The organism is Zunongwangia sp. HRR-M8 (genome assembly GCF_027594405.1).
GTDB lineage: Bacteria > Bacteroidota > Bacteroidia > Flavobacteriales > Flavobacteriaceae > Zunongwangia.
In genome coordinates, this window is record NZ_CP115161.1 from 1,771,309 (window position 1) to 1,785,709 (window position 14,401).

The 14,401-nt window shown below is 31.5% G+C and carries 17 protein-coding genes; 1 reads left to right on the forward strand and 16 read right to left on the reverse strand.

All coding sequences use genetic code 11. The features are described from left to right. Nucleotides 1-615: 615 nt before the first annotated feature. The 9 genes from PBT89_RS07590 to PBT89_RS07630 form a co-directional block, all read right to left on the reverse strand. Nucleotides 616-993: a hypothetical protein gene (locus PBT89_RS07590; RefSeq protein WP_270064111.1), complete on the reverse strand. Its 378-nt coding sequence runs from the start codon at nt 991-993 to the stop codon at nt 616-618. A 6-nt stretch (nt 994-999) separates the two neighbouring features. After that, nucleotides 1,000-1,596 (reverse strand): hypothetical protein, encoded by a 597-nt coding sequence (locus PBT89_RS07595; protein ID WP_270064112.1) that lies wholly within the window; start codon nt 1,594-1,596, stop codon nt 1,000-1,002. A 55-nt stretch (nt 1,597-1,651) separates the two neighbouring features. Beyond that, complete coding sequence (locus PBT89_RS07600) at nt 1,652-2,518, reverse strand: IS3 family transposase (protein ID WP_270064113.1); 867 nt, start codon at nt 2,516-2,518, stop codon at nt 1,652-1,654. Continuing rightward, the gene (locus tag PBT89_RS07605) at nt 2,515-2,904 is read right to left on the reverse strand and encodes a helix-turn-helix domain-containing protein (protein ID WP_270064114.1); all 390 of its coding nucleotides are present in this window, start codon (nt 2,902-2,904) and stop codon (nt 2,515-2,517) included. The genes PBT89_RS07600 and PBT89_RS07605 overlap by 4 nt, the downstream gene beginning before the upstream one ends. 926 nt (nt 2,905-3,830) lie before the next feature. After that, nucleotides 3,831-4,397, reverse strand: a complete 567-nt coding sequence (locus PBT89_RS07610; protein ID WP_270064115.1) for an outer membrane beta-barrel protein — start codon at nt 4,395-4,397, stop codon at nt 3,831-3,833. Between the two features lie 858 nt (nt 4,398-5,255). Next, nucleotides 5,256-6,092, reverse strand: a complete 837-nt coding sequence (locus PBT89_RS07615) for a hypothetical protein (RefSeq protein WP_270064116.1) — start codon at nt 6,090-6,092, stop codon at nt 5,256-5,258. Nucleotides 6,093-6,251: 159 nt separating this feature from the next. Further along, complete coding sequence (locus PBT89_RS07620) at nt 6,252-6,974, reverse strand: SMI1/KNR4 family protein (protein WP_270064117.1); 723 nt, start codon at nt 6,972-6,974, stop codon at nt 6,252-6,254. A gap of 208 nt (nt 6,975-7,182) precedes the next feature. Next, nucleotides 7,183-7,902: a DUF3667 domain-containing protein gene (locus tag PBT89_RS07625; RefSeq protein WP_270064118.1), complete on the reverse strand. Its 720-nt coding sequence runs from the start codon at nt 7,900-7,902 to the stop codon at nt 7,183-7,185. Then, nucleotides 7,899-8,063 carry a hypothetical protein gene (locus PBT89_RS07630; protein ID WP_270064119.1) on the reverse strand — a complete coding sequence of 55 codons (165 nt, stop codon included), beginning with the start codon at nt 8,061-8,063 and terminating at the stop codon, nt 7,899-7,901. The genes PBT89_RS07625 and PBT89_RS07630 overlap by 4 nt, the downstream gene beginning before the upstream one ends. A 418-nt stretch (nt 8,064-8,481) precedes the next feature. Between PBT89_RS07630 and PBT89_RS07635 the strand changes: the two genes are divergently transcribed. Then, nucleotides 8,482-9,453 (forward strand): IS110 family transposase, encoded by a 972-nt coding sequence (locus tag PBT89_RS07635; RefSeq protein WP_270064036.1) that lies wholly within the window; start codon nt 8,482-8,484, stop codon nt 9,451-9,453. A 145-nt stretch (nt 9,454-9,598) separates the two neighbouring features. Here the strand turns inward: PBT89_RS07635 and PBT89_RS07640 are convergent, their stop codons facing one another. The 7 genes from PBT89_RS07640 to PBT89_RS07670 all read right to left on the reverse strand — a co-directional run bounded on the left by PBT89_RS07640 (nt 9,599) and on the right by PBT89_RS07670 (nt 14,362). Further along, a complete protein-coding gene (locus PBT89_RS07640) occupies nt 9,599-10,069 on the reverse strand; it encodes a nucleoside 2-deoxyribosyltransferase (RefSeq protein WP_270064120.1) in 471 nt (156 codons plus the stop codon). A gap of 871 nt (nt 10,070-10,940) precedes the next feature. Continuing rightward, nucleotides 10,941-11,390 carry a hypothetical protein gene (locus PBT89_RS07645; protein WP_270064121.1) on the reverse strand — a complete coding sequence of 150 codons (450 nt, stop codon included), beginning with the start codon at nt 11,388-11,390 and terminating at the stop codon, nt 10,941-10,943. A gap of 439 nt (nt 11,391-11,829) precedes the next feature. After that, nucleotides 11,830-12,081, reverse strand: a complete 252-nt coding sequence (locus PBT89_RS07650) for a hypothetical protein (protein ID WP_270064122.1) — start codon at nt 12,079-12,081, stop codon at nt 11,830-11,832. After that, complete coding sequence (locus PBT89_RS07655) at nt 12,078-12,566, reverse strand: SRPBCC family protein (protein WP_270064123.1); 489 nt, start codon at nt 12,564-12,566, stop codon at nt 12,078-12,080. The genes PBT89_RS07650 and PBT89_RS07655 overlap by 4 nt, the downstream gene beginning before the upstream one ends. Nucleotides 12,567-12,723: 157 nt before the next feature. Then, nucleotides 12,724-12,915 carry a hypothetical protein gene (locus tag PBT89_RS07660; RefSeq protein WP_270064124.1) on the reverse strand — a complete coding sequence of 64 codons (192 nt, stop codon included), beginning with the start codon at nt 12,913-12,915 and terminating at the stop codon, nt 12,724-12,726. A 79-nt stretch (nt 12,916-12,994) separates the two neighbouring features. After that, nucleotides 12,995-13,567 carry a hypothetical protein gene (locus PBT89_RS07665; RefSeq protein WP_270064125.1) on the reverse strand — a complete coding sequence of 191 codons (573 nt, stop codon included), beginning with the start codon at nt 13,565-13,567 and terminating at the stop codon, nt 12,995-12,997. 156 nt (nt 13,568-13,723) lie between these two features. Beyond that, nucleotides 13,724-14,362, reverse strand: a complete 639-nt coding sequence (locus PBT89_RS07670; RefSeq protein WP_270064126.1) for a hypothetical protein — start codon at nt 14,360-14,362, stop codon at nt 13,724-13,726. Nucleotides 14,363-14,401: the final 39 nt, after the last annotated feature.

Genomic DNA, 14,401 nt, shown 5'->3' on the forward strand with positions numbered 1-14,401 from the left:
TTCTAAAATTGTGGTAAGATTTAGCGAATATTGGTTTAAATGTGATTTGACTTTTTAAGTTTTTCAGAGTGGAAGAGAAGGATTTGAGCTTCAAAATTGATGATAGAATTCTACAATTTGAAGTTTCTCCAGCTTTGCGATGAAATTTAAGTTGAATTTTTCTAATTTAATTTTAAGAAAGATTGATTCCGCGTAACATTAGCTTTTTAAGTCCGAATTTAAATTGAAGTTTTTTAAAATTGGTTTTCCGCATTGCTTTAAATCCCAAAAATTACCGCGCAGATTTGATAGTTTTCCATGTATTTTTCTAATTATTTGTGCGCGATGTTGCTAATCCTTTTAAGTTAGAATTTTGATTTAAAGGATTTTAAGTGCGCGATTTTATTGCTTGATATTTCTTGATCTTCTAAAATAATTTACTCTGAATTTAACGAATTTTGATTCTAAATTTTCTTCGGTCAGTTTTGTCTTGAGCTATTTTGGGTAATGTCTCGGCTATGAGTAGTTGCGTGGGTTAGTACTTAACTTTGCAAGTACACACCAAATTGAAAATCCGTGAGGATTTTCAGAAGTGGGCGAGAACAAGCAATTACTTATAGCCATTGTTAGGCACAGTTATTTCTTTATGTTAATTTTTGAACCAGATATTTTTCCTTGAATGGAAATATTATTGTCTCCAACTTGCGAAACATAATTTTTATATTCCTCTGTACTTTGAACAGATTTAGTCAATTCCGATATTTTGTCAGCTAATTCTTTATTTTCTTTTAATTCACTTTCTAAAACATATTCTATTTTAGCTTTTGTTGAAATGTCAGTTGGGTTTTTCTCAAATTCCGACAATAACTTTTCTTCGTCTTTTTTCTTGAAAACACCTTTTATAGATTTCCATAAATCTGATGAAACATCCTTTATTATCTCTGTACCACCAACAGCCAAATAAGGCGCTATTGTAGAAATGGCTTCTCTTGCTATTTCTTCGTATTCTATCATAGATTATTAGTTTTTATATTCGAAGAGTTTTTTTATACTAAATTGATTTGATTCATATAATTCTCCTACAGTCGTATTTGAAAAAGCCTGAATGTTGGCAGAATCATCTTTGTCTAAAATGCTTTGATACATATCATATGCTCCATCTTTAATTTCGTAACTATATGATACTTGCTCTCCATATTCCAGTTTTTTAGGAAAATTATTATTGGCTTCGGGAATCATAATAAAGGTATCGTGTTCAAACCCTTCTGAAAACTCATATTTTGGGTATATTTTAAAAAAAGGTTGGCCAAAATATCTATTTTCTTTAGTCAAGTTTGTTATTGTTAATCCAAACTTTAATCTTTTATAACCTGACATATGCATTTCCGCCAAGACAGTTAAGTACATATTGGCTCCGTTTTCAACTTCAGAATTTACATCTTGATTTTCTTGAATCATTTCTAATATATCTTTTGGTAAATCAGTTAATCTTGAACCCAAGTCCATAATCAATTGACGTAGCTCTTTTGAATTATCTGGATTAATAGTTATAGTAGCACCGTCTACTCCTTGAATGACAATATTCCCATTTCCATCAATGTGTGCTTTGTTTTCCATATTTTGTGAATTATACTGAAATAGGTTGACCATTTTTGCTTTAATTTTTGACAGTTTAAATGGTCAATACTTCTAAATTTTGTTTGTTTCTTTTGTAGGAATGATAGTCTACATTTTTATTCAAATGAACAAAGTTAGGGGTGTTCAATTTGAGACTAAAATGTGGTCTTTTGTTATTATAAATTTCCACTGCTCGTTTGACCATCTTCTTGGCTAATTTAGTGTTTTTTAAGGTACGTTTTAGATCGTATTCATATTTGAGTGTTCTGTTAATGCGTTCTGCTATCGCATTTTCATAGGGATCATACTTTTCGGTCATACTCATAAGTATTCCTTCTTGCTCAGCGAAACCGGTATATAGTGGATTACAATACTGGATTCCGCGATCGGAATGATGGATGAGTTTCTGATTCTTGTATTTTCTATTTTTAAGCGCCATTTTAAGTGCATCTACACACAGGGAGGTTTTCATATGGCTTGCTAGTTTGTACCCCATAATTCGCTTTGAATAGGCGTCTGTGACCAGAGCCAGGTAACTATGGCCACTCTGTGTTTTGATATAGGTGATATCACTTACCCAAAGTTGTTCAGGTCTACTAGGTACTTTATTCTTTATCATGTTTTTATATTTAAAGAATCGATGTTTTGAATCGGTTGTGATATGGAATCGCTTTGTTTTAGGTACTAAAAGATTGTTGATACGCATTACGTGATAGAATTTATCCCTTCCTATTTTAATACCGAGTCGGTTCATATCATCCTTTAATTCCTTATAGAGCTTAATCCCACCGGTACGTATTCCATACTTACTTCGGTACTCTTTTATAAGCCGAATGATCAACTGTTGTTGCGATTGTTTGGTTTTGTGAGATCTTAATCGTTTATAAAAAGCTTGTTTAGAAATCCCAAAACATTGGATCAACCATTTTCTTTTGAACGGTTTAGTTTCTTTTTTTCGATCTCGTCTGCTAATGTTTTGGGTAAAGACTTTTTTGCCATATCAACCCCAGTGATAAGTTCCATATCAGCAATAATGTCTTGTTGAAAGTCTTTTACAAACTCTAATTCTTCTATTTTTTCTTTAAGTTTTTTAATCTCCTCTTTTTTACTCATGGCATGTTTCTTTTGTTCTAATGTACTGTATTTTTTTAACCAATAATAGATAGAAGCTCTGGAAACTTGATATTTATGTGCAGCATGATTGATCGAAATCTGTGCATTTTGAATCTGATCAATGATCAGTAGCTTGAGATCATAACCTACTTTTTTGTAGGAATTTTTTCGACAGTGTTGATTTTGTTCTTTCATTAGGTATAGTACTAAAAGGTTTAATTTTTAGTCAACCTATTTCAGGAAAGTACATTTTTTCGTATTGTGCCTAACGGCTTCGTATAATCGTCAGTTGCGGATTGTTTGAAAACTAAGATAACTAAAATTACTGAATATTATGCTAACGCGGTTTTGTCCGCAGGACGAAATGCCGCAATTGCTATTATACGTTGTTGTAAAATGTAGCGACACGTTCTGATATTTATTTTCTGCTTTTCTAATAAACTAAAAATTATATTCAGATTTATTGAATATGCGCTTTCAGGAGTTTTGATGTATTTAGTATTTTACAGAGTGGGATAGAAGCTTTTGAAAGTTTTTCAGCGTTGCTTTTTAATTTTTTAATTATAATTTTTGAGAGCGATCGGTTTCAGCGTAATTATTGGCTTTTTAATTTTCAATTATCTTTTTTAATTCTGTTTGCAGGAAGAAGCTTTATTCGTTGCTGCTGAAACTAATAAAATGGTAGCTTATTTTGTACAATTTCACTACTATTTTTTCTAATTTCTGATCTGCGGAGTTGCTCATTTATTAAGTTAGAAATTTGTTTTGCTGAAATTTAAGAGAGCGATTTTGTCGATTTATGATTTAAAAAAAATAGTCAAATTTCATCAATTTTCGAGTATTATTATTCTGCTTTCACATCGTTTTTCAGAGCGTGATTTTGTTATTTTTATTTTAAAAATCTTATACGATTTTATCGAATTTTAGTCATCTGCTATTAGTTCTTTTTTTGACGGGAGATTGGTTCCGGAGCTATTTTTTACAACGTCTTCGTATAATCGTCAGTTGCGGATTGTTTGAAAACTAAGATAGCTAAAATTCCGGATTTTTATGCTTGCTTGAATTTCTCCACAGGGCTAAATGCCGCAATTGCTATTATACGTTGTTAGCAAAAGTTATTTTTAAAATATATAATATCCGATACTAGCTTGAATTAACGTATTTGTTCCTTTTACTAACTCACCATCATAATTTGGTTTGTCAATTGCCTTTGTTAATCCTTGATATAAATTTAGTTCTAGAAAAAAGTCTTTAATTTTGTGTCCAATCCCTAGGTTTATTCCTAAATCAAAAGTTTCTCCCTCGATAAAGGGGGAATATTTTTCTTCAGATACTAAAATTCCAATTTGAGGTCCAGCAAGAATATATATTGATTCATAGAATTTAAAATTTAGAGGAATATTAAAATAATTAGATTTATAATCGATATGTTCAATACTACTAGAACCTCCATCACGATTTCCTTGCTGAGAATACACTAATTTAGGTCTAAACTTTATCTTTTCATTTAAGTCAAATTCATAAAATCCACCTAAATGAAACCCCATATTATCTGTTATTGAAACTTGCCCTAAAACTCCCTCTGATATAGATGAATTATTTAATCCAATTAAAACTCCCATCTTTTTTTGAGAATAAGAAATAATAGGTAATAAAATCAATAATGTAATAGGAATAATTTTTCTCATTTAGTTCGATTTTAATTTTTGCTAACGGCTTCGTATAATCGTCAGTTGCGGGTTGCTTAAAACTAAGATAGCTAAAATTACTGGATATTATGCTTGCGCGGTTTTGTCCGCAGGACAAAATGCCGCAATTGCTATTATACGTTGTTAGCCAATGTAACGACACGCCAAATTTTGTTTTTAGTTCTTATTCTTTTAGAAAATGTTATCAGATTTATCGAATATCGGCTTAGATTAAATTTTAATGCTTTTCAGAGTGGGAGAGAAGTTTTGAAGTTTAAAATTTAAAGCGAAATTTTACAATTTGAAGTTTTTCCAGTGTTGCTTTTCAATTTTAGCTGAATTTTAAATTCAAATTTAGGGAGAGATATGTTCTGCGTGATGATTTTCGTATCGCTGATGATTCTAGAGTTCAGATTTCATTTAAAAGTTCAAATTTTCAGAAATTTTTCTCGTGCTTGTCCGCTTAAAGTCAGTTTTATTCTCTAAAAATAACAGTCAATTTTATCCAATATTAGCTTTTATTTATTTTGTTTTTTATTCTTGAAGTCTTTAAAAATAGAGTCCGATTTTATCGAATTTTAATTATAATTTTTTTTGCTGCCAGATCGGTTTTATCAGCAAGTTTTTCCGTTTTTCCTTTTAAAAATATTCTTTTTTTTATTGAATTTTGAGTTTTTATTATTCTACGGTCAGCTCAGTTTTCAGGAGGTGTTTATGTCAGGAGTTATTTTGGCTAACGGTCTCGTATAACCGTCAGTTACGGGTTTTAAGTTACTGTTTTTCGATTAAGCACTGACGCTCGCAATTCCGAGTGGATTCGGACGTAGTCGAATCCGCCGTAATTGCGGTTATACATTGTTACAAGCAGTATTTTATTTTTCTGTCTCTATCTAAATCCGAATTTTCTTGCCACTCAATAACAGATTTTTTTGGTGTTTCACGGTCAACTAAAATTCTTTTTCCAAATCTAATTGGAATTAATTCAAATCCTGTTGAGTTCTTAATTACACGATAAATATAAACTTTGTCACAATATAAATGATCATCTACAAATTTTGCTTTTATTCCATAATTTTCAAATTTTAGATCTGATGCAACACTTGGGTAAATAATACAATCAATTCCGTCATTTTTTAGAAGTATATTACTAAACGCAATACTTGCTTTGTATTTAAATTCTTCTCCTTTCTTAACTCTCTCTTGAAACTTTGAAGAAATAAATTTTTCAATCAGTTCATCCTTTTTACTCGGATACTTGTATTTATTCAATTCAGAATTTCTATTATCATTTGTTTTTAAAGCCTCAATCCCTGCGTATTGAGAACGAATTTTGGTGTCGTCAAATTTTTTATGGAAAATGCCAATCATTATCAAATCATCATTATTTGGATTTAATTCTTTAATTGTCGCTCCTAAATAATTTGATGAATAAAAAAAGTTTTGTCCAATATTGCTACATCTATTCAGGCGATGATATTTTTCATCGATTTCATTAAAGTCAGGATACCAAATAGATTTAACTGTGGCTAAATCTTCTTGTTTTGTATTAGTAATTATTCTTGCTCTAAATAATCCGTCTGGAGAAATATTGATTGTCGGACGACTATGTCCTAAAATTTTTTCAGAAAAGAACTTCTCAATTTCTTGAACAGATTTTTTTTCAAAGTCAAATTCGTTAAGTTCCTTTTCTACCATAAAGTTTGTCTATATTGCTTGTAACGGTCTTGTATAACAATCAGTTGCGGATTGGTTAAAAACTAAGATAGCTAAAATTACCGACTTTTATGCTTGCACGGTTGTGTCCGCCGGACACAAAGCCGCAATTGTTGTTATACGGTGTTAGGCACTGGCTTTTTATTTCTTTCCACCGAAAAGTCTCGATAGAAAACTTTGTTTTACTCGTTTCTCAACTATCCAAATCGGTTCGTCATTCGGTCTTATAATTTTTGTATTCGGTCCTGATTTGCCCCACGGAAATCCCGTTTTTATTGGTTTATCAGTCAAGTCTGCTACTAAAAACATTTCTGGCAATTCAACTTGTCTGTTTTCAAAGTTATAGTCCTTTTCATTTTTTTCCATTATTCCAACTTTTTCGCTCCAAATGTCCATTACGGTCTGTTCGTGAATAATGTCTAAGGTGGATTCATTTCCTTTTTGTCCGAACTCATCAACGTGTTTTATAAATTCAGCTAAATTTTCAGAGTGTTTTACAATTACAGTTGGGTCGTGACAGACATAATAAACTGAATTCCAATTTCCATCGGAGTCTATGTCTAAAATCCAAAAATTGCCAAATCCATCACCTGCAAGTTGAATTGAGTTAGGAAACATTTCTTCGAACCCAAAATGTCCGTAAGCATCAAAACGGATTTCTTCGAGTCCATAAAATTCAAAACCTTTGCTAAATTTCAGTAGTTCTTCAATTTCAGTGGGTAGGTTGTTTTTCGGAAGCTGACCTTTCAGGTTTTCTATTTTGCTTTCAGTCATTCCGTCCAACAATTCTACCTTATAAAAATCTCCGTCTTCCGATTCGTATTTGTTAGAAAGGATTGATTCTAATTGTTGTTTCGGTGTCATTTCTGTTCGTATTGTTTTAGCTTGTGCCTGACGTCGGCTACGGTTATGGACAAGTAGCGGGAATTGGTACGCAAATTTGTCGGCTTAATCTTTTGTTTCTTGATTTCCTAAATTACAATTTTTCGGAAAAACCCGCTATTTGCTATAACCGATGTTGCATAGCGTTGCGATAGTTCTAAATATTTTAAATTCTTGAATATTTTCACCTTCAATTTGCTATAAAATCAATAAATAAGCCTAAACCTACCACAGAAACAGTGAATGTTGTCATTCCTACAAGATAGCCTAAACAAGCTTTGAGATAATTCATTTTCTTTCTCTTATCAAAAAATTGTGCTATTGCCCAAGTGATATAGATAAAACCAATAATTCCTGCTATGTGTAAAATTTTTAGACTGGTTAATCCTTCTAAAACTCCAAATATTGAATATATGAGCATTCCCATTCCCATAACGAAACACAAAAGAATTAAAATTTCATAGAAGTTATAATGATATTTCCTGAATAAAATTTTTGTCCAAAATGCAATAAAAATTCCCATAATAATATTTGCATAGCCGTAATTATTTTGAACCCAATCAATAATTACTGTTACTGTGTTTTTCTCCAAATTGTTATAATTTACATATCCATCCTCAAATTGAAAAACTTGTTGCAAAATTGTATAAATTAGTGAGCAAATTATAATGAAAACAATGGGTTTTACTAGTCGATTTCTATCTTCTAAAATAAATTTTCTAATTGTTTTTCCGGGTCTTACGAGTAACTCTCTAATTGAATAAAAAAAACCTTTGTCAAAATTTAATACACTTTTAATTTCATTTAAAATGTACTCTTTGTTTATTCTTTTTAATTCATTAGGTTTTCCACAATTAGGACAAAAATTGCCTTCCATAACTAAATTGCAATCTTTGCAACTATTCATCATTTCTCCTTCTTTATAAAAAAAACTGTTCCAATTAAAGCAAATCCGATAAAAATAGCAAAAAGAGCATTAATACTTTCTTGTTTTTCGAAATAAAAACCAATCCCTGCTAATACACTCAGAATCCCAATTATTATTAATGTTATTTTAGTTTTTTTGTCCATTTCTTTTTTTAAAATAATTTAAAATTTATTGAAAAGCGTTTTTTTGGCAATTTAAAGTATATAATCTTGTTAAGAGCAATGCTTTGCAACGGGCTTGTATAACCGTCAGTTACGGGTTAAAGTACGCAAATTTTTCGGTTAAGCACTGACGTTAGCAATTCCGAGTGGATTCGGACGTAGTCGAATCCGCCGTAATTGCGGTTATACGTCTTAAGTTTGATTCTCATTAATTTTATAGTATAAATCAGAAAGAACAAAGAGAGGATTAAGGTTAAGATATACGTGGAAGCGTTAGACTTCGTCAACAATGATAATCCCCTCTCTTTAACTACTTCAAACACGTTCAGTTCTATGAGGCCAGACCTCGTTTTCAAGTTGTTGTGCAAAAGGTAGTATGCTCTTTCATAAATCAGTTCTTATGAATAAATATAAAGAAACTTTTGGAGTTGACATCAGTAAGGATGTCTTTGATGTTAATGGTAGTGTTTGTGGTTATTCTCAATTTAAGAATGACACTTCCGGCTTTAATTTATTTCTAAAGTCATTATCTCAAGATAGCCTTGTAGTGATGGAAGCCACAGGTTATTACCACTATCGACTTGCACAGTTTCTTTACAAAAGCAGTATACCGGTATCGGTAGTAAACCCTTTGTCAGTCAAGCGTTTTCTCCAGATGAAACTGGCCAAAGTAAAGACAGATAAAAGCGATGCCAAGGCTATCTGTCATTATGGGTTGTCCATTGAAGTTCCACTGTATAATTCTCTTACAGAGGTACAGGCAGAATGCTTGCAACTCTTCAGACTTATGGATAGTTATCTTAAGAAGCGTACGGCTACCAAGAATAAACTTCACGGAGAAGAATCATTGGGTATTCCCTCTAAATATGTTTATAGGTCTTTACAGCGAGATCTCAAGCATTTAAACAAAGAGGTCAAGGGTATTGAAGAGCGTCTACTTGCGCTTGTCAAACAGGAGCAGCAACAGCAACTGAGTTTACTTACCAGTATCCCTGGAATAGGAATCAAGACTGCTTTATTTTTAGTAGTGATTACCGATGGCTTCACTAAGTTTGAGAAGGCATCAGAACTCTGTAGTTATGTAGGAATTACCCCAACGATCCGTGAATCAGGGAGTAGTGTAAGAGGCAAAAGCAGGATTAGTAAAGTAGGTAACCAGAAGCTCCGGAATCTTCTGTTTTTGTGTGCCTTCAATGCTTGCAAGCACAATAGGGCGTGTAAGGCTCTTTATGATCGTATTGTAGCCAAGGGCAAGAGCAAGAAACTTGCTTTGATCGCCGTGGCCAATAAGCTTTTAAAACAAGCCTTTGCTATTGCTAAATCAGGTTTACCCTACGATGAAAACCATGTGTCTGTTTTAGCAAAAGTATAGGTCAAGAAAAAACAAAAAATGAAACAGTTAAGATCTGATGATACAGGTTTTAGCGTGGATCATTTATGTCTCAAATTTAATGTAGAAAAACTTGGTTTTTACCTCAGTTCTTTGTTGTAGTGCGTTTTACGTAAAATCTCTCGTATTAATATTGATTAGAACAATGTTCAGTTTCATTTTCTTGTAACTCGATAATATGATTTAATAATTCTTTTTCTGAAGTAAAGATTTTATAAAAAGCACCTTCTATCATTGCATTTAATTTTGAGTCAATAAAGGAGGCTCTCATATCTGTATGAAGACCAATTATTTTTTTATTTTGATTATAAGCAATTCCCAATTCAAAACAAGCACCTTCATCTGGAACTCTACCATCTAATATGAACAGGAAAATTTCACATTCTGATACTTGTTTTATATCGAGTTCAAAAATTTTATTATTTCTTTCATTCTGAGTCATGTTTATAAATGGAGGCTTATCTAATTCCGCACCATCTCTTTGAGGCAGAAATATTTCGAAATTAAATTTTTCAATTTTTTTAGTAAGTTCAATATTAAAATTTCTTTCTGCTTGACTAAAAAGTGGTCCGGCAAAATATATTTTCTTTTTCTTCATTATTATTCTTTTTTCAATTTTTTATAATGCACTACAACGGCTTCGTATAATCGTCAGTTGCGGGTTGCTTAAAACTAAGATAGCTAAAATTACTGAATATTATGCCTGCGCGGTTTTGTCCGCAGGACAAAATGCCGCAATTGCTATTATACGTTGTTAGCCAATGTAACGACACGCCAAATTTTGTTTTTAGTTCTTATTCTTTTAGAAAATGTTATCAGATTTATCGAATATCGGCTTAGATTAAATTTTAATGGTTTTCAGAGTGGGAGAGAAGTTTTGAAGTTTAAAATTTAAAGCGAAATTTTACAATTTGAAGTTTTTCCAGTGTTGCTTTTCAATTTTAGCTGAATTTTAAATTCAAATTTAGGGAGAGATATGTTCTGCGTGATGATTTTCGTATCGCTGATGATTCTAGAGTTCAGATTTCATTTAAAAGTTCAAATTTTCAGAATTTTTTCTCGTGCTTGTCCGCTTTATTCTCTAAAAATAACAGTCAATTTTATACAATATCGGATTTCAATTAATCATTTTTTACTTTTAGAGATTATTAAAAATAGTGTTCGATTTTATCGAATTTTGATTTTAATTTTTTGCGGCCAGATCGGTTTTATCAGCGATTTTTTTCCGCTTTTCTTTTTAAAAATATTCTTCGTTTTTATCGAATTTCGAGTGTTGGATTTTTCTGCGGTCAGTTCAGTCTTCAGGGAGTGTTTTTGTCCGAAGTTATTTTGGCTAAAGGCTCCGAGTATGGCCAGTTGCGGTTTGATTAGCTAGATTTTGTCTGCTTAAAATAAATATAGCTAAAAACATTGAATATCGATTAAGTATTTAGCCGCAATTGACCATACGCGTTGTTACCACACGTTTTTTATTTTTCAGAATCATATTCGTGAACATTCCAAGTTTTTAAAAAATCATAACCTTTATGTCTTAAATATGTTGTTCCGTCTATTTTGAATTTCGTTTTACTCAAAGATTCAATTTCTGTTGTATCCGAACCTCCTAAGCTTACAAATTCTATTTGGATTTTACCATTCAGTTTTATCAATCCAGCTAATGTCGGACAAGATCCCATAAAAAGTTCTTCGGTCTGTTCAATTTCTTCCGTATAGGGTATTGTTTCCCATTCCGAAAAGTTCTTAGTTCTATGAAAATTCAACCATAAAATTTCTTCCCCGTTTATATTGTTATTAGGTATCCAAAATCCATTTAAATTTTCACGCACAGAATCCAAGTCGGTTAGGTCAATTTCATAATCATTTTCTACAAAAATTAAATTTTGTTTTGGGTTTGAACATCCAAGTAGTAAAAATGTCAAAATCGATATATAAATAGTTATTCTCAAGTAGCGGTTTTCAAATTCTGACTAACGTCAAATTTAGTTATTGATTATCAATTAGTTAATTTTTTTGAACTTCTCTGTTCTCTTTAACATTTTTAATCTTTTTCTTTTGTCGTTAGTTCAAGAAATTAACAGGTTTTTCTTTTGTGGAGAATGTGTGGTAACGGTTTTGAGTATGGCCAGTTGCGGTTTGGTTTGCCAGGTTTGTATGTTTAAAATAAATATAGCTAAAAACATCGAATATCGAATAAGTATTTAGCCGCAATTGGCTATACGCATTGTTGTACACAGTACTTTATTGATAATTACTTAATTGGAATTTTAAAATTGTGTTCTTTTTTATTTTCTCCATACATTATTCGTTCATTCAGGATGTTATCTTTTCTTTCTTTCTCAGCAACTTTGATTTCAGTTTTTAGTGTACTTTCATCATTCCAATAATTCTCACACCAACTCCAATAACTTTGAAATCTGCAATTTTTATATTCGTTAGAGTAAAGTCAATTTTTGTGGATTTTCCATATTCCAAATACTTTTTTCCGTTTTCGAATTCAAGTACGACTTTTTGATTTCCATTTTTGTGAGTGAAATCATTTGCAGTTCCACAATTAATGATTGTAAACATTGTTAATAGAACTAAAAGGATATCTGATTTGATTCTTTTCATATAGTACTTTTTTCGTTTATCACCTCTTTCCATTTGTCAGATTCCGCAAACTCTTTTACAATTCGATTTCTTTCGGTCAGTAATTCAGTCATATATTTTTTGAGAAAGAGCTTGTCAGCCAACTTTCCTAAAATTCCCAAGGGCGATTTATAATCAAAAAAGTCGGTCATCAAAGTTCCTCCATTTGATTCCGCGAAGTGATGTTCGTGTTTAAATTCCGCAAACGCTCCTTTAACCATTTTGTCCTCAAAGTAATTCGGTTTATCAAATTCCGTTATTTTTGAAGTCAGTTTTTGATAAATTCCAAAGTGTTTTGCTCGCCAAGTCACACTTTCATTCATCCCAATTAATCCGCTTATTTTTCCAGCAATTGCTTCTTCATTCGTATGTCCGGTCGATATTTTGTGTAACTCAATACTTCGAGATAGATCAAACACGATATTTCTATCAGCTTTTATTTCGGTTTGAAGTTCTATTCTTGGCATTTTTCGGGTATTGTGTACAACGGCTTCGTATAATTGTCAGTTGCGGGTTGCTTAAAACTAAGATAGCTAAAATTACTGAATATTATGCTTGCGCGGTTTTGTCCTCAGGGCAAAATGCCGCAATTGCTATTATACGTTGTTGGCAACTGGCTTTTCTCTAATTATTTTTATTTGTTTTCTTTTTCTTAAGCATTAAAAAAATACAGGCAATAAATGTAACTAAGTAAATAATACCTAAAACCGTCTTTCTAAACCTAAATGTTTGGAAATCAAATTCACGAAGCAATGCCATTCCTATTGGCAAAGCCAAAATTGCAAAAATTATATTGAAACCGATTTTATTCTTCATTTTTTATTTCTATGATCATTAGTAAATTATTCGACGGACACAAAGCCGCAATTGTTGTTAGCATTGTTGGCAACTGGCTTTATTCCGTATCAATCTCTTCCAATAATTTTTTATAATTCTCTATTAGTCTCTTTTCTTGAGTTACAATGTCTGACATTGTTACAGCTAAAAAACCGTAAAATTTTCTATCACCATTATCGTTTTCTTTAAAATCAATTTTCATCATCAAACTTGACAGTATGAGTTGAGTAAAATCTTTATATGCTGATTGCATAGTGTAGACCTCGTTAATATCCTGAATTTCTTCAAATTTTAAATTGTTGATAAGCCCAGTTTGAATTCCTGTGTCAAAAGCACCATTACCTAAAATAACGGTCCGAGTTCCCTTAAAAAACGGCGGCAATGTTACCATTTCAATATTATCTGAATTTTGAATAATTCGTGAACTATCTCTAAGCATTATGTGATAATCTAATACCTCGGAAATTTTTGATTTGTTTGATTTCATTTCAGTTCTAATATTTTTTCTTAAGAGTTTTGTTTGAGATTTCCTTTTATTCGTTTCCGACCAATTTGATAAAAGAAACCCCAAATAAACGCCAATCATAACGGGTATTATTTGTACTAAAATTTCTCCAATTTTCTTTCTCATCTATTAAGTTTTAGCTTGTTGCTAACGGTTTTGTATAACAATCAGTTGCGGATTGTTTGGAAACTAAGATAGCTAAAATTACCGACTTTTATGCTTGCGCGGTTGTTTCCGCAGGACACAAAGCCGCAATTGTTGTTATACGTTGTTGGCAAATCGTTATCTTTTTATTTTTCGATATGTATTCCAAATTTTTGGTCCAGTTTTAAATTCACCATCATTGATTTCTGTCAAATTCCATTCAAACACTTTTTCTGAAATTACTTTTGCTTGAACTGGAAACATAGTAATTTCAATTAACTTACTTGAATTATGTTCCAATTCCAATTCAACGATTTCATAGCCCAATGAAAATATATGATATTTGACTTTAGAATCTTTTTTCTCAACCTCAATCGTATTCTTCTCTTTGTAAATTTCAAATCCTTTGATGTTAGGTTGTTCAACTACGTTTGCGTAAAGAGAAAATCCATTTTCATCTTTTATTACAAATTTAAATTTTATGTTTTCAGAATTTGATTTAACCTCTTTGATATTAACTATATTTCTTGTCGGCTGTTCTTTTTTATCAAATGTCAATCTTAGAGTTTTGTTTTTTAATTCAAAAATTCCGGTTCCAATATGAGAAGTTCCTAAACAACCAGCAACAGAATATTCAAACTGATTATTTTCTTTAAAGTCTATGCAAGCAACATCTGACTCTCCAATTGGAATTGAGCAATATTTTCCACTTAGCTTCTCTTGAGAAAAAGTCAATATAGAAATTAGAAGTATAGTTATTTGCAGAATCTTTTTCATAATGTTTGCCAACGGGATTATATATGGCAAGTAGCGAGC